Genomic DNA, 21,331 nt, shown 5'->3' with positions numbered 1-21,331 from the left:
AGGCTCAAAAGTTGTGCGAAGTTTTTAGATTAAGTTGCGAAGCAGTCAATAATTATGATTTTCTTGACTTTAATTTGACGTCACTAAGCTTGACGAGCGGCTTGTTTTAACTTGTTTTGCCTTGGCACATCTTGAAACAATTTGTTGTGAAAGTGTCCGCTTGTGGCGGTTTATATAAAGAATCATTTTGGAAATGGTGCTGAAAGGTGTATAAATGCCGCATTCAAACAGAGAGAGAAAATATGATGAAAATCGACAAGCTAGAAAATAAAAACCGCCGTATCCGTAAGAAACTGTTTTTAGGTGAATTTGCGATCCTCGGTTTTGAAGTTAGCTGTACAACGTCTATCAAAGACTTTGAACAATACGATCTCTTCGTTGATGAGTTTATTGATTACGTTGATAACATCGGTCTTTGTTTCGGTGGTGGTGGATTAGAGATTTTTGACGGCTTTGTGTGCGCAGCCGATCGCTACCGTTCAGCAACAGAAGAAGATAAAGCGTTGGTTGTAAAATGGTTAGAAAATCGTGCTGAAGTGAGCAAAGTTGTTGCTGGTGAATTAGTGGATGCCAATTACGCTTAATTGCTCTTCTATTCTACGTTATTCAGCCAGTGCTTTTCATTTGCGATGTCTGACAAAAAAGCCGGAGTGAAACCACTCTGGCTTTTTTATTACGCTAAATTTTATTACGTTAAAAATCAGCATGTTTAACAAAGTAAGGATTGTTGAATTTATTGGCGTGACCAACAATCGAAACCACTAAACGGTTCCATAGCGCTTTATCAAAAGGTTCTTTAGGAATGGCAGGATAAAGTGTTTCGACCTCTTCTCTGGCAAAGGCCATAAACTCTTTCTTTTTCCTCTTGTTATACTCTTGGGCGACATTATTGTAGTTGCGGATCCACTCTTTCTTAAAGCGAAGCAAGGCGGGCTCGGCTTTTTCTAAAGGTAGCCGAGAGAGATAAACGCGCTTATATGAGATTTTACGATCAATCATCGTTCGCATACTGGTTTGAATGTAGGTACCGTGCTGCGTAATGGAAATATCGCTCTCATCAAACAGATTCACACACCAGCCCTTAGGCCAAAAGTCAGCCTGTTTATACTGATTATTTCTAGCAGTTAATACTTGATGAAGCACTAAATCAGAAGTGCCTTTAAAGGTTTGCTGCCATGTGGCTATGCGAATTTGCAATGAACCAGGCAAGCGATAGACATTGGTAAACTTATCTTCGTTCATGACTTCTACAGTAATTGGTTGAATAAAATACAATTTTTGAATGCCATTTGAGTGCAGGGAATGCACCTCAAAGACGAAAGCCAAACGACGTGTCGATTATTTTATGACACATAAAATTATGTGCAGAGTACTCAGCTAATGATTTCAATTATAAGTATAAAAAGTGAGCGAGGTGGATTTTACAAGGTTTGCATTAAAATGCGAGCTTAAGTTGGCGTTAAATCTAATAATGATCAGCGATTATTTGCCTTATCTTGCAAAATTTGACTTTCTAGGTAGAGATAACTCGTTGTATTGCCTAGTCTAGCTAATAGAACTTCACAACTCGAGACCAATCATGGAGATCAAGTACCAGCAGTGGCAGCATAAGCTATACATGAAAGTGCTCAAATTGGCCGCAGCGATTCTGCCCATCTCCAAGCCAACCTTGTTTATTGGTAAAGAATCGCTCAAGCAACTCTGTTATTCGGTTTCTTTGATGGGTATTGAACGCGTGCTTGTCGTAACAGACCAAGGCATTGAAAAGCTTGGTTATGTAAAAAAACTAACCTTTGAGTTTGAGCGCGTTGGTGTCAGTTGTGTGGTGTTTAACCATGTATTGCCTGATCCTACTTATGATCAAGTTGAAGCCGGCCTCCATCAGTATCGATTGGAGAAGTGCCAAGGCGTTGTCGCTATTGGTGGCGGCTCTTCAATCGATTGTGCAAAAGTGATCGCCGCTTGTGCTACTAACCGCAAGTCGATCAAACGTTTAGTGGGGTTGTTAAAAGTATGGAAAACACCTGCGCCGCTGTTTGTGATCCCAACCACGGCAGGAACGGGCTCTGAAGTGACCGTCATTGCGGTGGTTTCTGACCCTCAAACTCAGCAAAAAACACCGATTACTGACCCGAAACTTGTGCCACTTATTGCAGCGTTAGATCCGATGCTGATGATGGCCTTGCCTACTCATATTACTGCGCAAACGGGGTTGGATGCACTCACGCATGCAGTGGAAGCCTTTATATCGCGTAATGCTACGCCAGAGACTGATCGCTATGCTATCGCTGCGGTTAAACTGATCCACGATAACTTGGAAAAAGCGGCGTTCTTTGGCCAAAATTTGACGGCGAGACAAAACATGGCACTGGCCTCTTATTACGCTGGACTTGCTTTTACCAAAGCCAGTTTAGGGTATACACATGCCATCGCCCATGCGGTTGGGGCGAAATACCATTTCCCGCATGGCTTAGCGAATGCGGTTGTGTTGCCACATGTATTGGAATACTCCAAAGAGGCGGCGAAAGATAAGCTGGCTAAACTGGCCGACGTACTCAAAATAACCGATCCACATTTGACCGATTCAATGAAAGCGGACGCCTTCATTGGGTATGTGAAAGAGCTCAATCACACACTGCATATCCCTAAACAGTTACAGGGGGTCATGCCAGAGCATATTCCAGAATTGGCCAAACAAGCTTTTCGTGAAGCGTTTTGGAATTATCCTGCGCCAAAATATATGCAGCAAACGGATTGCGAAGCGATTTTTAGGAAATTGTAATCTACATTCAGCATTATTTTTGACCGCTCTCGTCATCACAGCAACGAGAGTGGTCAAATTAGGTCGATTCATTTTTTAAGCAGTATCAACCCACTTGGCAGAGTATCACCGAAAACACGTTTGGATTCTGTGTCAGACAGGTCATGCACTTCATTAACCAAAGTAAACCAAGTTTCTGGAACCTTACTTTGCTTTATCTTGGCTAAAACGAGCTGACGAACATCATTGCTAATATCAAAAAGACGATCTCCTGTCTTGCGGCACATCATTACCGCGGCAAAGGCAATCATCGGTTCTTTTTGCCAGTTTTGATCAAGCAACTTCGGTAACCATTGTTCCACTTGCGCTCTTGGGATGACTGAATGTTGACTACCATACAGTAGCGTCCGAGAGGTTAACCGCCCAACGGCCCACCAGTGTGCTTGTTCACATTGAGTTTGATTAATCGCTTTGTTCAAAAACCACGTTGCAAGTAATACTTTATCTTCCACTTCTAGATGTTCCAGCGAAGCGGCAAGCCGTACCATGGCTTCGTACCCTTTGTCGTGCGCTTCTTGAGCTGATTTTGGATTTTTGATTGCGCTAGGGTGAAGATACTTAGCGATATCCGCTAGAATCGTTTCTTGTTGCTCTTGACTCAGTCCGCCAGCCACACGCCGCCAAAATACCCACCAATCGCTCCAGCCTTGATGATTTTGGAATTGAATACCTTGTTGATACAGATTCCACATCTGTTCCATACGCCAAGGATCAGTTGGATCGCCAAATCCTGGTCGCAGGGCAAATCCAGCCAGACGCAACCAGTTTTTCTCGTGTTGCTCTGAGCGACGTCGACGTTTACGGCCTTGAGAAAATGCATCAAAGAGCGGTCGTAGCGTGGCGAAATCCCATTCATCACGTGGCCCTAAAAGCTTATCTAAATCTTTGCCAAGCGTTTTAATGGCTTGGTTATCAGAGGCTTTTTTATTGCCACTATAAAGGTGTGTGATGAGCGAAATCGCCTCTGACAAGCGAGGATGACGTTGGATTTCACTGTCTGACTCACTGTGCTTGCGAACTTCAAACTCAAGTTGCCATCGGTTTTTTTCGTCCTCAACACTGACACATTCAATCTTGAGCGTGCCGACTTCAGTTAATTGACAAGCCAGTTGAACTTCCACTCGTTGCTTTTGGTTAGCGTGCAATAGAGCATCATCATTTCCTTTTAACGCCGTTATATAAGGAGGCAGTGGCGTAAAAAGCTCATGTTCAACAGCCAATAACAGACCATTTTGAACGCGGCGATCAGCAAACATATCGTGAGTCGAGGTCAGGATGTTGAAGCGTACTGGTTCACCTAACGTCAGTGAAAATCGACGGCTGGTTAAGCGTATCTCTTGTCCTTCTTCGGTGCCTTTAGCCAAGACACACAGAGCATGTCCCGCACTGTTTTTTTCAGGCAGGTGTAAAAAATAAGAGCGTGCCGATCCGCCGCCGATTTTAAGCTGTGCACCTTGGCGAGCTTTACCATACGCGACAGCACCGAGTGCGACTGCCCAATCAGGATGAGGATTATCAAGCAGGGTGATCGGTGAACCGCGCCAATCGGTCAATAATTGAGTGATGCGCTTTGTGATAAGCTCACTATTAAATACGCCGCCATTAAGTAGTAATCCAACTGGAATGGCCGTTGCGTTTGACTCTTGCTTGAGCGCAAGGCGAGAAACGGCTTGGTGTTCAGCTAAAAATTCAGCGATATGTTTACTCACGGCAGGGTCGGCTGCGTAGGGCAAACCGAATTCCACCACTGCACTGCGGCGTTTATTTGGACGTTCTTGTACCGAGCAAAGTGGGAAAAAGCCTTCCAGTGCAATCTCATGCACCTCTTGTTTCGTCAGGGAAATGCTTTTTGCTGCGCCTAATAGCTTTGAACCACTGCCAAGGAGCGTAATTTTTAGCTGCTCTGGGGCTTGGTTTGATAAGAGTTGCTCTTTGACTTGGCGAGTTTGCTGAATTAGTTTGCTCAAACTGGCGGCGGTTAATTTTTTCGAACCGTCAAAGCGTTGCTCAGCTAGATGAGCTAATGCTAAATCAAGGTTGTCACCTCCGAGCATTAAGTGCTCGCCCACGCCAATTCGGTCAAGAGAAAGTTGGTTGTCTGCGCTGTGTTTTGCTTCAATTAAACTGAGGTCTGTCGTACCTCCGCCCACATCACAAACCAAGATCAAAGGGAGTGATTGCAGTTGCTGTGAGGCACAATGGCGGTGACGTGCGTACCAGTTATAGCAAACGGCTTGTGGCTCTTCAAGTAGTACAATTGAACTTAATCCCGCCAGCGTTGCAGCTTCGATGGTGAGCTTACGAGCCGTTTCATCAAATGATGCCGGCACGGTGATAATGACATTTTGATCTTCAAGTCGATGACTTGGATGACGGTGGTTCCATGCTTGCCGGATGTGATTGAGATAACTGGCGCTGGCAATGACAGGGGATACTTTCGCTACATCGTGAGCACCAGCCCACGGTAAGATGGCTTGCTTGCGATCAACCCCTTGATGGGAGAGCCAACTTTTCGCGCTGGATACTTGTCGCCCTTCTACTTTTGCACCTAAATCTCTTGCCCATTGGCCAATAATTATCTCTTTGCTATCGCCCATAACCGGTTCAATTTGCCAAGGGAGCGATAGGGCATCAGGTGCGATCTGCCCGTTGGCTGGGTGATAACGAAATGACGGAAGGAGTGGTTTTCGAACCACTTCACCGGGGCCAATCAATTGGTCGACCTCAAAAAGATGCACGGGTGAGTCTTCTAGCGATTCGGTGATTTCACAAAATGCCACCACAGTATTGGTGGTGCCTAAATCGATACCGACGAGAAAGCGAGGAGAAGACATGGAGGCTCCTGAATTTCAAAAACGGCATCCGAAGATGCCGTGTGGGGATTATTGAGTGACTTGAGGATCTTCACGCACATCGAACTCAACGTGCCATGTTTGGCCGTTGTCTGTCGCAATGGCTTCTAAGTGAAGTGTCCCGAGCTCTGTGATCGTTGAGGCTAAGTGAACCGGAACGACTTCGCCTTGTCGACGTCCTTCAGAAACAGGCAAGGTGACGTGGATCTCGGGCAGCTCTAAAAGTTCTTCTGGAGCCCAATAATCTAAGTGCATGCCAGCTTCGTCATCGCGGCGTATTGTTGAACCAAAGAATTGAAAATGTACAGGCTCACCAATGACCAATCCAAACTCTTGGCTTGGTACGCGGACACTGCTTCCTTCTTCCATGCCAAATGGAGCGACGCACAAGGCTTCCATCGGTGGTGCGATCCCCGGAATGGCAGGCATAGCACTTTCAATACCGACGTAATAACTCGAGGCAATGCCCCCGCGAATACGCACACCTTGTCCACGACGAACTGCGCCGTAATACGCTGCGCCACATGCGACGGCTAAATCAAGGTCTAAGCCTGTTAAGCGCTTCATCTGTGGTGCTCCCACAGTGCTCAACCAAGCATTAATAGTGCTGAGAAGACGGTTTGCTAATAAATCGGATTTTAACACGCCACCGTTTAGTAAGATGGCGGTCGGTTTGATAAAATCCATCTCCGGAGCTTCGCCCATACCGGGCATGCCAGCAAATGGGTTATCATTCAGAGCGGATTTTTCTAGAGCGGATATTTCACCACCCATTGCATGGGCTTGTTTTGCCAAGAACGCGGCGATATGGCGGGTAATTCCAGCGTCTTGCGCGTAGGGAAGGCCCATTTGCGTTAATGCGCCACGTGCTTTTTGTACGGGATGATCTGTGATATTCACTTGTGGGAAAAAACCATCGACCAAGGTTTGTTGCACTTCTTGTTGAGTCAATTCGGTTTTAAGCGTTGTACCGAGCAGTTTTGAACCGCGACTTGGTACCACAATCGGTACGGAATGTAGGGCACTGTCATTCAGAAGCGCCTCTTTGGCATCTCGGCAAGCGTGCGTCATCGCTTGTACTTGCCAAGGGGCTAATTCTTTACCTTCTTGCGCCAATTTCATTTTTAAACGGTAAGCAAGGGCAAGGTCCATGTTGTCGCCGCCAAGTAAAATGTGCTCACCAACCGCAATCCGATTGAGCGTTAAGTTACCAGCGTCTTCAGTCACTTCCACTAAGGATAAATCAGTGGTTCCCCCACCAATATCAACCACGAGAACAATGTCACCCACCTTGACTTCATCGCGCCACGCATCGTGGCTATTATCTATCCAACTGTATAAAGCCGCTTGTGGCTCTTCAAGCAGCGTTAATTGCTCAAAACCAACGTTGCGTGCTGCTTCAGCGGTTAAATCTCGGGCGGCTGGATCAAATGAAGCGGGTACTGTTAACGTGACATCTTGTGTAGCTAAGGGGAAGTCAGGGTGAGCGTGATCCCAAGCGCTTTTTAAATGCTCTAGATAGCACTCAGTGGCTTTTAATGGCGAGATCTTTTCCACTTCATCGCTGCTACCCACGGGTAAAAATGCATCACGTCGATTGATGCCACCATGACATAGCCATGATTTGGCACTGGCGACTAAACGAATCGGTGTCTTACTACCAAGGTTGCGCGCAATGGCACCGACTAAAGCTTTTGGCTCGGACGACCAAGGCAAAACGCGTGCGGCAGGGCTCATCTCATGTTCATGAGGCTGGTATAAAAACGAGCCTAATTGATGACGGCTTTCAACCGTACCGGGCGCGGTAAGTTGAGGGATGCTCATTACTGAAACGCGAGCGTTTTCATCCTGTGTATCAACATAAGAGAGCACGCAATGTGTTGTGCCTAAGTCAATACCAATACTAAATTTTGGCGCTGTCTGTTCCATTACAATTCAACCTCGGCAGGGGCGATGATTGAAGCATCATACTGTTCAGCCAATTTAGGCAAAGTGATAGCTGTTGCTTTCCAGCCTTTATGGACTAAGGTGCCATTAAAGGGTGCTGAACCTGTTACATTACCCGTCAAGCGAACTTCTTGCGGGTTGAAATCGGCTTCAATGGTAATTCGGCTCTCTTCATCTTCGCCGCGAATGGGCGTGAGCTGAATGTAATCTTGTAGGACTTTTTTGCCACCTGCGTGGATCACGCGCGCCGCGGCTCCAACTTCCTCATCTGAAAAAGCGGTGACATCTTCATTTAAGAAGTCAATCAGACGAGCTTCTTGCTGCATTAACGACAAAAGTTGTAGGGCGGAATCGGTTGGCGCTGTCGCTAATTTAGATTCGACTTCAACTACGCGCTCAATCACTTTTTCTACTTCTACGATTTTTTCGACTTCAACAATCGTTTCAACCGGCTTTTCGACTTCGACAATTTTCTCGACAGGTTTTTCAACAACTTTCTCAACGACTTTTGATTTGCGTGATACCACAATGAGAAGTAGCAAAAGGCTTGATGCACTGAGCCCAGCATGCAGCATATCAAAGGTGGTAGGGATCATATTTAAATCGAAGTTCATCACAATTCTCTTTACACAATGAAGTAGGCGTGGGAATTCTCGTGAGCCTACGGTGAATAGACTTAAAAATAGGGGCGCAGCTTACCATATTCAAGGCGAATACAGGATAGAAAGTCCGCATCATCACGTTTAAGCTAAAGTGATTGCTTGCGTTTTGAGCAGTATCAATCATTAATTCTCTATTCTGGTTCAACTTTAAGATTAATTGGTTAATAAATTGGTGACTGGCTATTGATTTACCTACTTTTATAAGAGTAATTTGAGTCCTGAGTCCTGAGTCCTGAGTCCTGAGTCCTGAGTCCTGAGCCACGGAGAGGCTGTTATGTTAGAGAGCGACAAAAAGGTGATCTACCCTTTATGTATTTCAATTATTACCTTAATGATGACAGCGTCAGTCATCTCATTACTCTACATTAATCAAAAGAATCATATTGTCATGTTGTTTGATAGCCACGCTGAACATCAAGCAAGCATATTAGACACGTTGGTTGGAAATGATGTCAGTTTTATTGGTTCGGCTGCCAATTTTTTGCATGCTACCGAGGGGGGTAATGTGCAAGGATTTGACGTTTTTGCCCATGGGGTTATGTCAACATCCTACAGCCTTATCGGTTTGCAATGGTTAGCGAAAGTAACGAAAGATGATGCTGACGAATTTGTAACATTAATGAGGGATCGTTTGCCTCAATTTGAGTTATTTACAGTACCTAAAGCGGGTCAAAAGGTGATTGGATTTTCTGAAGAGAATGAACAACCCGTTTATGTTCTGAGTGATATTTATCCTCAAACCAAAAGTAACCTTGAATTGCTCGGCTTCTATTCGCTACGTCCTCGCTTTCAAAGAATTGCTGCACATATTGAGAGTACGGGGCTACCTGCTATATCCGATAAGGTCCGCCTATTGCAAGATGGCATAGAAGCACACCACAAAAAGGATGGATTATTGGTATATCATCCCGTTTTTAGCTACAACAAACAGGAAATGATTGGTGTGGTAGTGGGTGTTATTCGACTCTCTACTTATTTTGATGGATTGGTGAGCCGCACGGCATCCGATCATCGATTGTATATGAAAGTAACCGATCTCGGATTTGATGCCGAAGATGATCCGATTCTATTCCAAAGCCCAGATTGGGATTCAATCAAAGGCATAGAAATAGAGAAACGCTTATCTCTGCCTAACCGTGATTGGAAAATTGATTTTAAGTTCTCAGAACCAATAGCGAGCAACATACAGTGGATTTTAGTGGCGCTCAGCGTCGGTGGTTTAATTATTTCGATCTTGTTAGGTTATGTTGTCTATTTGTTGATGAGAGAAAAACTTCATCTTAGCGAGATGCTAGAAGAACGTACTGAAGAACTGCGCTTTTTAGCGGACCACGATAGTTTGACTGGGTTGTATAACCGACGTGCATTCGGACGTTTACTGCAAGAGAACGTCTTACAGAAAAAAGCTTTTTCGTTGGTAATGTTTGATGTCGATGATTTTAAACTGATTAATGACAACCATAGCCACATTGCAGGCGATGAGATGCTAATACATATCACAACGGTTATTTCACGTCATATGGGAAATAATGATGTTTTAGCTCGGTTAGGTGGGGACGAATTTTGCATTATTTGTGAATTGTCAGAACTTCAACCTTTGCAGTGTTATTTAGAAACGTTACGAGCGGCTGTTGAATCAACTGGATATGAGTTCATGGATGAGGTGCTGTATTGCACGCTCAGTATTGGGGCGGCGATCAATCATACTTATGATCAAGAGTCTTTATTACATTTGGCAGACAGTAAGTTATACGAAAGTAAAGAAAATGGCCGCAACCGAGTTTCAATCGCCCAATAACTGTCCGAACGAAAGGGCGAGAATCGAGTTTTTGAGAGGAGTCGAGTAAGATAACGTTCTTTGACTACTTATATTTAAAGGATACGCCTGAACAATGAACTATAACCGAGTTGTCTGCTTCGATTTAGAAATGTGCTGCTGGAATGAAAATGGGGTTGGGACAACGGGTGAAATCATTGAAGTGGGTTTAGCTGAAATTGATGTGCAGTTGGGCACGATTGTGAAGCGCGCTCAATATTATGTCAGGCCAGAGCAAGACGAAATTTCGCTGTTTTGTAGTGAGTTAACCGGGATAACTCCGCGTAAAATTGAAAAACAGGGGCGACCACTCGCGGGTGTCATTCAATCAATGGTCAAGAACTTTGGCGGCCCAAACAAGATTTATGTTTCGTGGGGGCGTGATGACCAAATTTTAGCTAAAGAGTGTGAGCAGAAGGGGATCGTTATGCCTTTTAGCGAGTTCATCAACCTAGCAACGCTCTACCGTATTCAGCAGAGAATGAAAGAAAAACGTATTGGTCACCGCGCCGCACAAGAAGTGCAAGGTATTGAGTGGGAAGGGCGACAGCACTCCGCTTATGTTGATGCCTACAACCTTGCGAAATTGGCGTTAACGATGTTGTAATCCGCTCTATTTTTGAGCGGAAAGTTTAGCACGGATAAATTCACTGTGGTCGACATACAATAATTCTGCCGCTTTGCGGATCACCGCCTCTTCGAGTGGGTCTATCTCACCGTCCGCGTGCGCCACTTGCCACATCGCCTTGATAAGTTCATATCGCGTATCTTGCGAGAGCTCGCGTAATTGTGAAGTGAAATCATACAATGAAGCTGACTGTTTGACGCTTTGTTCTGCCCGAATGAGCAGTTCCGTGGTTTCTGTATCATCTAACGCTAATAGTCGTTTAACTAATTGAAACTTAGCGTCATTTTCTCGTGTGTCAATTTGATGATCGGCTCCTGCCACTTCTCTGAGCAAACAAGCAATCGCTAGGTTGGGGTTAGTGTTGGAGCGCTGGCCTAAATCTTCTCCTTCCAAGAGTTGCTTGAATAGCGATGTAATGGCATTAAACATAAAAAAACCTACTGAAAATTTCGAGTCATTATTGTTTAAATAGTGGCGTATTGAGCAAAACACAAGTCAGAATAAAGTGAGATTCTAAATATCACGAGATTCATCTTCATCGTTCTCGTGATAAAAATCATTCGGATCTTGAGGAACGCTAGGGTCTTCTAGTATTTCAATGACTTCTGAACTTGAGTATTCATGCCCCATCAGGAAAAGCGCTAACATGGCATCGGCTTTGGATTTATTGTCCGCTTTTTCTAGCAAAATTTCTTCAAAGCGTCGCCGTATCATGGCAATCTCATGTTCAACAAAACCGCGACCTTCTTCCTCTCCTTCACCTTCCTCGGGCGCATTATCAAACTCCAGAAACAGAAAATGGCCGTCCAATTGTGTGTCAATAAGACGTTCAGGCAACCAAGCCTCACCCATCACCAATTCTGGATCGGTGTTATCGGGTAGGGAATCGAGTATGTGTTTCAGTTCAGATGCTTTCACAGTTTTATCGTTTCAGTAATCATGTCGCTATTGTAGCGGCGATTTTCTTATAAACATAAGAAATCCTGATCCGATTGCCCAATTTTAAATCGCTTAATCATACGAACGATGGCAAAACATACCGGAATCGAGGAGGAAGCGAATAAATGCTCGCCGTTTGTGAAAGGATAACTGATTGCAGGAGCGTTGATTATGCTACAATCCGCTCAGTTTTATGTAATGAAATGAATAGGAAATGCTTTGACCTCGTCACAGCCCAATCAACACAAGTCAATGAACGCTAGCAGCAACAGTGCGGCATCTCTGCGCAATGCATTGAAAGAATGCATGATGCGTGATCGTTTTCGTCTGAGTAAACGCATCTCTGGTGCGAGCAAAATAAAAAATGAGCAAGCCAAACATGCCGTTTTTGATCAAATTGCGCTCGATATTGCTCAGTCAATGATGGTGGCGCAGCAGCGTCTCAACAACCGCGTTACCATCGACTACCCTGATTTATTGCCCGTAAGCCAAAAACGCGATGATATCGCCAAAGCGATTGCTGAAAACCAAGTGGTAATTGTGGCGGGTGAAACAGGGTCAGGCAAAACGACTCAGTTACCCAAAATTTGCGCAGAACTTGGGCGCGGTAAATATGGCCTGATTGGCCATACGCAACCACGTCGTCTTGCTGCGCGTTCGGTCGCGAGCCGAATAGCGCAAGAGATGGAAACAGAACTGGGTGGCTTTGTTGGCTATAAAGTTCGTTTTAACGATCAAATTTCCGAGCAGACTCAGATCAAATTGATGACTGACGGGATATTGTTGGCCGAAATCCAGCATGATCGTTTTCTCAATCAGTACGACACCATCATTATCGATGAAGCGCATGAGCGCAGCTTAAATATCGATTTTATCTTAGGTTATTTGAAAGAACTGCTGCCGCGTCGTCCGGATCTCAAAGTCATCATTACTTCGGCCACCATCGATCCTGAACGCTTCTCTAACCATTTTAGCGGTGCGCCTATCATTGAAGTGTCGGGTCGTACTTATCCGGTCGATACGCGTTATCGACCACTGCTTGGTGAAGAGGACGCAGACCGCGATCAACTTGAAGGTATTTTTGAAGCCGTCGATGAACTCTGTACTGAAGGACTTGGCGATATTCTGATCTTCATGAATGGTGAACGAGAAATTCGTGATACGGCCGATGCGCTCAGTAAACGTAACTTACGTGATACTGAAATTGTGCCGCTTTATGCACGATTATCCGCCGGAGAGCAGAATAAAATCTTTCAGCCCCATATAGGGCGGCGCATTGTTTTAGCCACCAACGTGGCAGAAACATCCCTTACCGTTCCGGGTATCAAATATGTCATCGACCCTGGTACGGCGCGTATCAGCCGTTATAGCTACCGCACCAAAGTCCAACGTTTGCCGATTGAACCAATTTCTCAAGCGAGTGCAAATCAGCGTAAAGGACGTTGTGGCCGTGTTGAAGAAGGGATCTGCATACGCCTCTATTCCGAAGAGGATTTTCTTTCACGCCCAGAATTTACCGATCCGGAAATACTGCGTACCAACTTAGCCTCGGTTATTTTACAAATGACCGCACTTGGGCTGGGTGATATTGAAGCATTCCCGTTTGTGGAAGCGCCGGATAAACGCAACATTCAAGATGGTGTGCGTTTGCTTGAAGAGCTTGGTGCGATTGTTCCTGATACCAATAAAAATGGTCACGACAGCAAAAAGCAGTTGACGGATATGGGGCGCAAATTAGCACGCTTGCCGATTGATCCCCGTTTGGCGCGTATGGTGCTCGAAGCGCCAAAGCTTGGCTGCGTAAAAGAGCTGATGGTGATTGCCGCTGCACTTTCGATTCAAGACCCACGTGAACGCCCATCAGATAAGCAACAAGCCTCAGATGAGAAACATCGCCGATTTTTTGATGAAGAGTCCGATTTCCTGAGCCTAGTGAATTTGTGGAACCACATTCAAACTGAGCAAAAAGCGTTAAGCAGCAGCCAATTTCGTAAGCAGTGTAAACAAGATTACCTCAATTATTTGCGGGTACGCGAATGGCAGGATGTCTACTTCCAAATTCACCAATCGATGCGTGAAATGGATTACAAATTGAACGACGAACCGGGCAATTACCAAAATATCCACAGTGCAATTTTGGTTGGTTTACTGTCGCACATCGGTATCAAAGACCAAGAGAAAAATGAATACCAAGGGGCTCGTAACGCCCGCTTTAATATCTTTCCCGCTTCTGGTCTGTTTAAAAAGCAGCCCAAGTGGGTGATGGTCGCCGAATTGGTGGAAACCTCTAAACTGTGGGGGCGTATTGCAGCTAAAATCCAGCCTGAATGGGTGGAACCGCTGGCACAGCATTTGATTAAGCGTAGCTACAGCGAACCGCATTGGTCAAAAAAACAAGCCGCCGTCATGGCCTATGAAAAAGTGATGTTATATGGCATTCCTATTGTGCCTAAACGTTTGATTAACTACAGCACCATTGACGAGCCACTATGTCGTGAGATTTTCATTCGCAGCGCATTAGTTGAAGGTGATTGGGAAACCAAACATGCGTTTTTCAAGCAAAACCGTCGCTTATTGCTTGAAGTCGAGGAGCTTGAGCATAAATCTCGCCGCCGCGATATTTTGATTGATGATGAACAGCTTTTCGAGTTCTACGATCAGCGAGTCGCAACGGATGTGGTCTCTGGGCGTCATTTTGATGCGTGGTGGCGAAAAGCCAGCAAAGCCACCCCAGATCTACTCAACTTTGAAAAAGAGATGCTATTTAAAGGTGATACTAGCCACATCACTGATTTAGATTATCCCAACTTTTGGCACCAAAACGGTATTAAACTGAAGCTCAGCTATCAATTTGAACCTGGAGTAGATAGTGACGGTGTCACGGTGCATTTGCCATTGCCGATTCTAAATCAAATTGAACCGACAGGGTTTGATTGGCAGATCCCCGGGTTACGTCATGAATTGGTTGTTAGCCTGATCAAGTCGTTGCCTAAAACACTGCGCAAAAACTTTGTACCGGCACCTAACTATGCGGATGCGTTTTTATCTCGTGTCACACCGATGGAATTGCCTTTATTGGATGCGATGGAAAAAGAGTTAAGACGCATGACGGGCGTCGAGGTGAAGCGTGAAGATTGGAAGTTAGAGCAAGTTCCGGATCATTTAAAAATCACTTTTCGCGCGGTGGATCATAAAAATCGCAAACTCAACGAGCATAAAGATTTATATCAGCTGAAAGAGAGTTTGAAAGAGAAAGTACAAGAAACACTATCTCAAGTGGCAGACGATGATATTGAACAGCAAGGTTTGCATACGTGGAGCTTTGGTGAATTACCAAAAGTTTACCAACAAAAGCGCGGCGGTTTCGAGGTTAAAGCCTATCCAGCGTTAGTGGATAGTAAAGAGAGCGTCGAAATTAAGCTTTTTGAGACCGAGCAAGAACAACTCAATGCAATGAAAGCAGGGCAACGGCGTCTGATTTTGCTGAACGTTCCTTCACCGATTAAATATCTGCACACCAATTTACCGAACAAGTCAAAATTGGGGCTCTACTTTAACCCGTATGGCAAAGTACTGGACCTGATTGATGACTGTATTGCTTGTGGGATTGATAAGTTAATTGAACAGCAAGGCGGTTTAGTGTGGGAGCCGGAGCAGTTTGAGGCACTGAAAGAGTTTGTGCGCGCTGAATTGGGCGATACTGTGGTCGATATCGCTCAACAAGTGGAGACGATTCTTACCACGGCATTCAACATTAATAAAAAGCTGAAAGGGAAAATCGATTTTACGATGGCCTTTGCGTTATCGGATATCAAAGCGCAGATCGAAGGTTTGATCTTTAAAGGCTTTGCCACCGAATGCGGCTGGAAGCGTTTGCCGGATATTCTGCGTTACATGCGCGCGATTGAACGTCGGATGGAGAAGTTACCCATTGATCCAAATAAGGATCGTTTGCACATGTTGAAAATTGAAGCGGTAACCAATGATTACAAAGCGCTACTAAACAAGATACCTCGTGGTGCAGAAGTACCTGAAAATGTTAAAGAGATCCGTTGGATGATTGAAGAGCTTCGCGTGAGTTTATTTGCTCAGCAACTTGGCACTCCTTATCCAGTTTCAGATAAACGTATAAAAAATGCGATTGATGCTTGTTAGGTATAAGATTTGCATCTAACCAACAGTTCACTATAATTTGACGCTATGTGGCAATCGGTCGCCGTTTTGAGGCCACTGCCAAATTAAATAAAGAAGGTTCATCATGAAAAAGACTTTAATCGCACTGGCGCTGATCAGTACATCTTCAATGGCGTTTGCTGACTCTTGGATTTATGGCGGCGCATCGGTAGGCCAATCGGATTTGAATGGTAAAAGCGGTACTTCGTACAACATTCATGCCGGTACGGGTATTCTTCCTCTGATTGGCCTCGAAGCGGGTTACACCGACCATGGCAAATTTGAAGTCAGTGCCACGAATGAAATCGCGGCCTCTTCTGTTTATTTTGCGGTAAAGCCAAGCATTGATTTTGGCCCTCTGCATGTGTATGCCAAGGGTGGTTTGCATTCTTGGGATAAAAAATTAAACAGCAATAAAATAGATGATGGTTTTGACATCATGTACGGTGTAGGCGCTGAATACTTCCTGATGGGGCCCATTTCAGTTGGTGCAAGTTACATGAATTACACTCTGGGCGATGACGATATTGGTACGGTTTCATTCAACGCGACCTTCCACTTTCTTTAATCTAGTCACTCAATCGCTTTCAACCACTTCTTGCTCGTTAGTAGCAAGAAGTGGTTTTTTATTTGAGCAGTATGGTGTGGTGTACATTCTCAAGTACGCCAGTAACTGAAAGCAAAGCGCGACCAGTGATTGATGATGTAGTCAATAAATGCCTGAGTTCGCTCAGGAAGAAAACGTCTCTGAGGGTGCAGCAAATAAACATCCGCTCCTTCAATCTGCCAATTAGGCAATAATGGCACTAATCGTTTCTCCTCTAACTCCTTATCAATTAATCCTCTAGGTAACCTTGCAATACCCATATTCATGAATGTGGCTTGCAAAATCGTATCAATTTCCTCAGAGCTAATACGTGCCTGAGGGATAAATTGAAAACGTTCTTTGCTTTGCTGATGTTCAAATATCCACGCTTGTTTGGTATTTAAAGTGAGTAGTGGCAGAGAAAGTAATTGCTCTGGATGTTTTAGCAGCAAAGAGACCGAGTAGTCAGGGCTTGTGCATAACACGGAAGGGTTATTAGCTAGTTTGCGCGCAACCCAATCGGATTGAGGTTGTGGACCAAAACGTAGCGCTATATCAAGGTCGTGCTGGGTATGATAATCCAGCCCTGCACCGACTTGAATACGAATGTTGACTTTAGGATGTTGCTGACAAAATTCCAGTGCTAATGGACTTAGCTGATGCCGAATGGGTAGGATTGGCGCGTTAATGACGATCTCGCCTCTAAACTCTTGTTTGGCTTTTAAAGCTTGTGCTTGTTTATCTTCTATTTGGCTAAATAGGTTGGCATAGGTTTCAAACAAATGCTCGCCTTCTTTCGTTAGTACCACTTCTTTACTGTTTCTGATCAGTAGAATGCTGCCAATATCTTGCTCCAACTGCTGAATTCTGCGGCTCAAAGTGCTGGTGGACAAGGCTTTTTGTTTTGCTGCCAGCGTAAAATTGCCACATTTCACTACCGTTAAAAAGAGTGATAAATCATCAAGTTTCATCATTAATCCCATTTATGCAATAAGCCATCCCATTCTATCCTATTTTAGGATGTGCACTATTACGTTATCGTGTCGGTCGCGCATTCTAATCAAGTTCATATGAGGGGCACATGCCTACCGATTCAACTTATTCGGCTAATCCGAAAATTATTTTTGCCAGCGTTGCTTTAGTCATCGCTTTAGGCTCGCTTGAAAAAAGCATCGTTACCACACCATTGGCTCTTATTGGGCAAGATCTCTCGGCAGGACAAGCATTAACATGGGTGATTACTGCTTATCTATTAGCATCGACCGCTGTATTGCCCGTCTACGGTAAACTGAGCGACTTGTTCGGACGAGTTCGGATGCTAAATGTCAGCATCGTGATCTTTATGTTGGGTTCCGCGCTGTGTACCTTTGCTTTTGATCTACCCAGTTTAATTGGTGCTCGTGTGATTCAAGGGATTGGCGGTGGAGGCTTAATAGCTCTGGCATTTACTGTTATCGCCGATTCAATTCCTGCGCGCGAAGTGGGCAAGTACCAAGGTTATATTTCAGCGGTTTATGCGGTGTCCAGTATTGCAGGGCCACTGCTTGGCGGCTATTTTGCTGACTACCTCAGTTGGCGGTGGGTATTCGGTATTAATTTACCGTTAGGGTTGGTGGCACTTTACATGGTTAACCGCTATTTGAAGCATCTCAATAAACGCAGAGATAGTCGCTTTGATTGGGTGGGAGCAGCGTTACTCATGAGTGCGACGACTTTGCTGCTGTTATTACTTTCTTCACATTCATTTATCCCTACTGGCTGGGGCGCGTTTGCATTACTGGCGTGTTTAGTTGCTTTGGTGGTTGTTGAACGCAGAGTGAGTGATCCTATTTTACCGGCGCGTTTAGCACGTCTTCCGAATTATCTGACCGCGATTGTTCTTATTATGGGGTCGCAAATGCTGATGTTTGCGCTTTTGGTTTATTTGCCGCTGCAGTTTCAGTGGCAAAAAGGACTCACTCCGTCAGAAAGCGGTGCCATTATGGTGATCTTCATGGTCTGTATTACCTCTGGCGCTTATGTGGGTGGGAAGCTCATCGCGAAGTTTGGTCGTTATAAGATGTTAGTGATCGTCGGTTTTGCTTTGGCTATGGCTGCATTGTGGCAAGTTCATTACGATATGTGGGTGAAATTTGCATTGGGTTTTGCGGGTATAGGTATTGGTTTAACCTTACCGGCCTTAGGCGTTGTTGTACAAAGTGTCTTACCCGCACGTGATCGCGGCATTGGCATGTCACTGTTTAATTTTGGACGAGAACTCGGCGGTGCACTCGGTGTTGCGTTCTGTTCCGCGCTCTTTTATCTGAGAGTGCCGAGCGAAGTCATGGTTGCTGAACACGGTGCCGAGCAGGCCGGCGTTTCCACTCAGGCATTATCACAAGGTTTTAGCTTGGTTTATATTGGCATGAGCGTACTAGCGTTACTGGCGATGTTACTGACAGTATGGCGCTTGCGTAAAGATGCATTGATGAAAAGTTCATCATGAATTCCTGCGTGTTATTGAGCGTTAACTAAGTGTAAAAAAAGCAGCGATTTAAGCTGCTTTTTAAGTTTGGCGCTAAAGGTATCTATTCTTTAGGTGGTCTTGGAAATATTGAGCGTTAAGCACATCCCCAGTCGCTTGTTTCACCAATTCATCGGTTGTTAATAGGCTACCTTTTTGCCAAATATTATCGGCAAGCCAAGTAAATATTGGTGATAAATCACCACTGCGAATGGCGGCATCAACATCCACCGTTTTCTTCATCGCAGCCATAAACTGCGCAGCATACATCGCGCCAAGTGTATAACTTGGGAAATAACCGAAAGAGCCATCTGTCCAGTGGATGTCTTGCATACAGCCGTTTTGGTCATTTCCTTGGGTAGAAAGGCCGAGGTAAGCCTGCATTTTGTGATCCCATAGCTCAGGCACATCGGTATGTTTGATATGACCATTGATCAAATCACGTTCAATTTCATAACGTAAAATGACATGCGCTGGATAAGTGAGCTCGTCGGCATCGACACGAATAAAGCCTTTTTCAGCGCGAGTGTAGATCTTCTGGAAATTCGCTTGTGCAAATACTTTATCTTCACTACCTGAAAAATAGCGGGCGGCTAGGGTGGCTAAGTGCTCAATAAAGGGTTCACTGCGGCCCATCTGCATTTCAAAGAAGAGCGATTGAGATTCATGAATACCCATCGAACGCGCTTCTCCTGCTGGTGTACCAGCAAGATGTTTAGGCAAGCCTTGCTCATAACGTGCGTGGCCCGTTTCATGGACAATGCCCATTAGAGACTGAATAAACTCCGACTCATTATAACGAGTGGTGATCCGAACATCGGTTGGAACACCGCCGCAAAAAGGGTGAACGCTTTCATCAAGGCGACCGTGTTTAAAATCAAACTGAAGTAGTTTCATGACTTCTAAGCCTAGCGCCTTTTGCTTTTCAGCAGGGTAATGGCCAGTCGGTATGATGATCTCTTCGGCGCGCTGCTTCTCTATGACTTGATCGATTAACGTTGGCAGCCAAGTTTTAACATCGCTGAAAACAGCGTCCAATGATTGAGTGGTTGTACCCGGTTCGTAAAGATCGAGCATCGCATCATAAGGCGTTAAACCTGTAGCATCAGCGCGGATCTGCGCTTCTTGCTGTGAGAGTGTGACCACCTCAGCCCAGTTTTTCTCAAAACCGACCCAATCATTGTTTTTGCGTTGGGTACGCCAAGCATGTTCACACTTTGAACCAGCAAGAGATTTCGCTTGCACCAAAGCTTCAGGCAGTACGTTTGCCTGCTGCCAGTGGCGTTTGAGTTCACGCAGAGTTGCTTTTTGCTCATCGTCCAATGGCTCATTTTGTGCTTTATCAAACCATTCAGCCAATTGAGGTTGAGTATGTAAACTATGAATATGAACGGACAATTGCGCCATCGCTTCCGAGCGAGCTTGAGCGCCGCCAGCAGGCATTACTGCGGCTTGATCCCAGCCACAAATAGCCGCTAAATGATTGAAATGTGAAGTTTTCTTAGAGTGTTGAACTAATTGATTGAATGCATCCATGGAATTAGCCTTCCGTGACGTAAAAGAGGAGTTAGTGTAGCAACCATTAAGTGTCTAACCAAGGCCATCCAAGTCAATTAAGGTGAAAGAGCGTGACCCAAACCGACAAGGCTGTGAGTATTTCATTATTTTCTTATCCATTGAAAACTGTTAAAGACTTTATAAAAGAGCTCAGGTATAAAAAGGCAAACGATGACATTTCTTTTATACAAGGACGGGTATGTATATCCAAAACGTTGAAGCCTTTCTGATCGCAATTACTATATTAACGCTAACTCCAGGGCTAGATACGGCACTGGTGATTCGTAACACATCACGAGCAGGGTTCACTGACGGCAGCATAACAAGTTTGGGTATTTGCATGGGACTATTTGTGCATGCGACCTTTTCCGCCGTCGGTATTTCGGCGATTTTGGCACAATCGGCAGAGCTGTTTCATGTGGTTAAAATGATTGGTGCGGCGTATTTAATTTGGCTGGGGCTATCCAGCTTAAAAGCGTTGCTGAAAAATAGCCAAGGTATGCAGGTTACGGCCATTTCACACAGTGAATTCACGCTGAAGCGGTCAATGCGTGAAGGTTTTCTTTCCAATGTGTTGAACCCTAAAACGGCGGTATTTTATCTCGCATTTTTGCCACAATTTATTAACCCAGAATATTCTCCGTTGTTGCAATCGCTTTTGATGGCTGCCATTCATTTTGTTATCGCTATGTGTTGGCAGTGCGGTTTAGCGGGCGCATTGAGCTTTGCAAAAAACTTACTCAAGAATGCGTCGTTTATGAAATGGATGGAAGGGACAACAGGTGTTGTGCTCGTTGCGCTTGGGGTGAAATTGCTACTAGAAGATGAAGCGGCTTAAGAAGTTGCT

The 21,331-nt window shown here is 44.9% G+C and carries 16 protein-coding genes; 8 read left to right on the top strand and 8 right to left on the bottom strand.

Annotated elements, in window-relative coordinates; translation table 11 throughout:
• The first annotated feature begins 245 nt into the window (after positions 1-245).
• Entirely contained in the window at positions 246-584 is a 339-nt protein-coding gene (locus PL85_RS03850; protein WP_026028717.1) for a YggL 50S ribosome-binding family protein, read from the top strand.
• 109 nt (positions 585-693) lie between these two features.
• Here the strand turns inward: PL85_RS03850 and PL85_RS03845 are convergent, their stop codons facing one another.
• Positions 694-1,326, bottom strand: a complete 633-nt coding sequence (locus PL85_RS03845) for an MSHA operon transcriptional regulator (protein WP_013856799.1) — start codon at positions 1,324-1,326, stop codon at positions 694-696.
• A gap of 253 nt (positions 1,327-1,579) precedes the next feature.
• Between PL85_RS03845 and PL85_RS03840 the strand changes: the two genes are divergently transcribed.
• On the top strand, positions 1,580-2,782 hold the full coding sequence (locus PL85_RS03840; protein WP_017042476.1) for an iron-containing alcohol dehydrogenase: 1,203 nt from the start codon (positions 1,580-1,582) through the stop codon (positions 2,780-2,782).
• Positions 2,783-2,850: 68 nt separating this feature from the next.
• Here the strand turns inward: PL85_RS03840 and PL85_RS03835 are convergent, their stop codons facing one another.
• Genes PL85_RS03835 through PL85_RS03825 form a run of 3 tightly spaced genes read right to left on the bottom strand, consistent with a single transcriptional unit; the run spans position 2,851 to position 8,234 of the window.
• Positions 2,851-5,655: an Hsp70 family protein gene (locus PL85_RS03835; RefSeq protein ID WP_115339814.1), complete on the bottom strand. Its 2,805-nt coding sequence runs from the start codon at positions 5,653-5,655 to the stop codon at positions 2,851-2,853.
• A gap of 48 nt (positions 5,656-5,703) precedes the next feature.
• Positions 5,704-7,602, bottom strand: a complete 1,899-nt coding sequence (locus PL85_RS03830) for an Hsp70 family protein (RefSeq protein ID WP_115339813.1) — start codon at positions 7,600-7,602, stop codon at positions 5,704-5,706.
• Positions 7,602-8,234 (bottom strand): DUF2760 domain-containing protein, encoded by a 633-nt coding sequence (locus PL85_RS03825; protein WP_088732478.1) that lies wholly within the window; start codon positions 8,232-8,234, stop codon positions 7,602-7,604. Before PL85_RS03825 ends, PL85_RS03830 begins: the two co-directional genes overlap by 1 nt.
• A 322-nt stretch (positions 8,235-8,556) precedes the next feature.
• On the opposite strand from PL85_RS03825, the gene PL85_RS03820 reads away from it, so the two are divergent.
• Positions 8,557-10,080 (top strand): sensor domain-containing diguanylate cyclase, encoded by a 1,524-nt coding sequence (locus PL85_RS03820; RefSeq protein WP_115339812.1) that lies wholly within the window; start codon positions 8,557-8,559, stop codon positions 10,078-10,080.
• Positions 10,081-10,174: 94 nt separating this feature from the next.
• Positions 10,175-10,705 (top strand): 3'-5' exonuclease, encoded by a 531-nt coding sequence (locus PL85_RS03815; protein ID WP_017042481.1) that lies wholly within the window; start codon positions 10,175-10,177, stop codon positions 10,703-10,705.
• A gap of 6 nt (positions 10,706-10,711) precedes the next feature.
• On the opposite strand, the gene PL85_RS03810 is transcribed toward PL85_RS03815, so the two are convergent.
• Positions 10,712-11,155: a tellurite resistance TerB family protein gene (locus PL85_RS03810; RefSeq protein WP_174223835.1), complete on the bottom strand. Its 444-nt coding sequence runs from the start codon at positions 11,153-11,155 to the stop codon at positions 10,712-10,714.
• Between the two features lie 84 nt (positions 11,156-11,239).
• The gene (locus tag PL85_RS03805) at positions 11,240-11,644 is read right to left on the bottom strand and encodes a VC1380 family protein (RefSeq protein WP_017042483.1); all 405 of its coding nucleotides are present in this window, start codon (positions 11,642-11,644) and stop codon (positions 11,240-11,242) included.
• Positions 11,645-11,884: 240 nt separating this feature from the next.
• Here PL85_RS03805 and hrpA point away from each other — a divergent pair, with 240 nt between their 5' ends.
• Positions 11,885-15,820: an ATP-dependent RNA helicase HrpA gene (gene hrpA, locus PL85_RS03800; protein WP_115339810.1), complete on the top strand. Its 3,936-nt coding sequence runs from the start codon at positions 11,885-11,887 to the stop codon at positions 15,818-15,820.
• 103 nt (positions 15,821-15,923) lie between these two features.
• Positions 15,924-16,406 carry a porin family protein gene (locus PL85_RS03795; RefSeq protein WP_013856810.1) on the top strand — a complete coding sequence of 161 codons (483 nt, stop codon included), beginning with the start codon at positions 15,924-15,926 and terminating at the stop codon, positions 16,404-16,406.
• An 89-nt stretch (positions 16,407-16,495) separates the two neighbouring features.
• Here the strand turns inward: PL85_RS03795 and PL85_RS03790 are convergent, their stop codons facing one another.
• Positions 16,496-17,407, bottom strand: a complete 912-nt coding sequence (locus tag PL85_RS03790) for a LysR family transcriptional regulator (RefSeq protein WP_115339809.1) — start codon at positions 17,405-17,407, stop codon at positions 16,496-16,498.
• A gap of 98 nt (positions 17,408-17,505) precedes the next feature.
• Between PL85_RS03790 and PL85_RS03785 the strand changes: the two genes are divergently transcribed.
• Entirely contained in the window at positions 17,506-18,909 is a 1,404-nt protein-coding gene (locus PL85_RS03785) for an MDR family MFS transporter (protein ID WP_115339808.1), read from the top strand.
• 72 nt (positions 18,910-18,981) lie between these two features.
• On the opposite strand, the gene PL85_RS03780 is transcribed toward PL85_RS03785, so the two are convergent.
• Positions 18,982-20,463: a carboxypeptidase M32 gene (locus PL85_RS03780; RefSeq protein WP_115339807.1), complete on the bottom strand. Its 1,482-nt coding sequence runs from the start codon at positions 20,461-20,463 to the stop codon at positions 18,982-18,984.
• 220 nt (positions 20,464-20,683) lie between these two features.
• Between PL85_RS03780 and PL85_RS03775 the strand changes: the two genes are divergently transcribed.
• Positions 20,684-21,322 carry a LysE family translocator gene (locus tag PL85_RS03775; protein WP_115339806.1) on the top strand — a complete coding sequence of 213 codons (639 nt, stop codon included), beginning with the start codon at positions 20,684-20,686 and terminating at the stop codon, positions 21,320-21,322.
• The last annotated feature ends 9 nt before the right edge of the window (positions 21,323-21,331 follow it).

The sequence above is a fragment of the Vibrio anguillarum genome (assembly GCF_001989995.2).
Lineage (GTDB): Bacteria > Pseudomonadota > Gammaproteobacteria > Enterobacterales > Vibrionaceae > Vibrio > Vibrio anguillarum.
This window is presented reverse-complemented; position numbering and strand designations above follow the sequence as displayed.

Excerpts from the sequence above, each read along its gene's own strand:
- PL85_RS03850 (WP_026028717.1), top strand. The coding sequence starts at position 246 with ATGAAAATCGACAAGCTAGAAAATAAAAACCGCCGTATCCGTAAGAAA.
- PL85_RS03840 (WP_017042476.1), top strand. The coding sequence starts at position 1,580 with ATGGAGATCAAGTACCAGCAGTGGCAGCATAAGCTATACATGAAAGTG.
- PL85_RS03835 (WP_115339814.1), bottom strand. The coding sequence starts at position 5,655 with ATGTCTTCTCCTCGCTTTCTCGTCGGTATCGATTTAGGCACCACCAAT.
- PL85_RS03830 (WP_115339813.1), bottom strand. The coding sequence starts at position 7,602 with ATGGAACAGACAGCGCCAAAATTTAGTATTGGTATTGACTTAGGCACA.
- PL85_RS03825 (WP_088732478.1), bottom strand. The coding sequence starts at position 8,234 with ATGAACTTCGATTTAAATATGATCCCTACCACCTTTGATATGCTGCAT.
- PL85_RS03820 (WP_115339812.1), top strand. The coding sequence starts at position 8,557 with ATGTTAGAGAGCGACAAAAAGGTGATCTACCCTTTATGTATTTCAATT.
- PL85_RS03815 (WP_017042481.1), top strand. The coding sequence starts at position 10,175 with ATGAACTATAACCGAGTTGTCTGCTTCGATTTAGAAATGTGCTGCTGG.
- PL85_RS03810 (WP_174223835.1), bottom strand. The coding sequence starts at position 11,155 with ATGTTTAATGCCATTACATCGCTATTCAAGCAACTCTTGGAAGGAGAA.
- PL85_RS03795 (WP_013856810.1), top strand. The coding sequence starts at position 15,924 with ATGAAAAAGACTTTAATCGCACTGGCGCTGATCAGTACATCTTCAATG.
- PL85_RS03790 (WP_115339809.1), bottom strand. The coding sequence starts at position 17,407 with ATGGGATTAATGATGAAACTTGATGATTTATCACTCTTTTTAACGGTA.
- PL85_RS03785 (WP_115339808.1), top strand. The coding sequence starts at position 17,506 with ATGCCTACCGATTCAACTTATTCGGCTAATCCGAAAATTATTTTTGCC.
- PL85_RS03780 (WP_115339807.1), bottom strand. The coding sequence starts at position 20,463 with ATGGATGCATTCAATCAATTAGTTCAACACTCTAAGAAAACTTCACAT.
- PL85_RS03775 (WP_115339806.1), top strand. The coding sequence starts at position 20,684 with ATGTATATCCAAAACGTTGAAGCCTTTCTGATCGCAATTACTATATTA.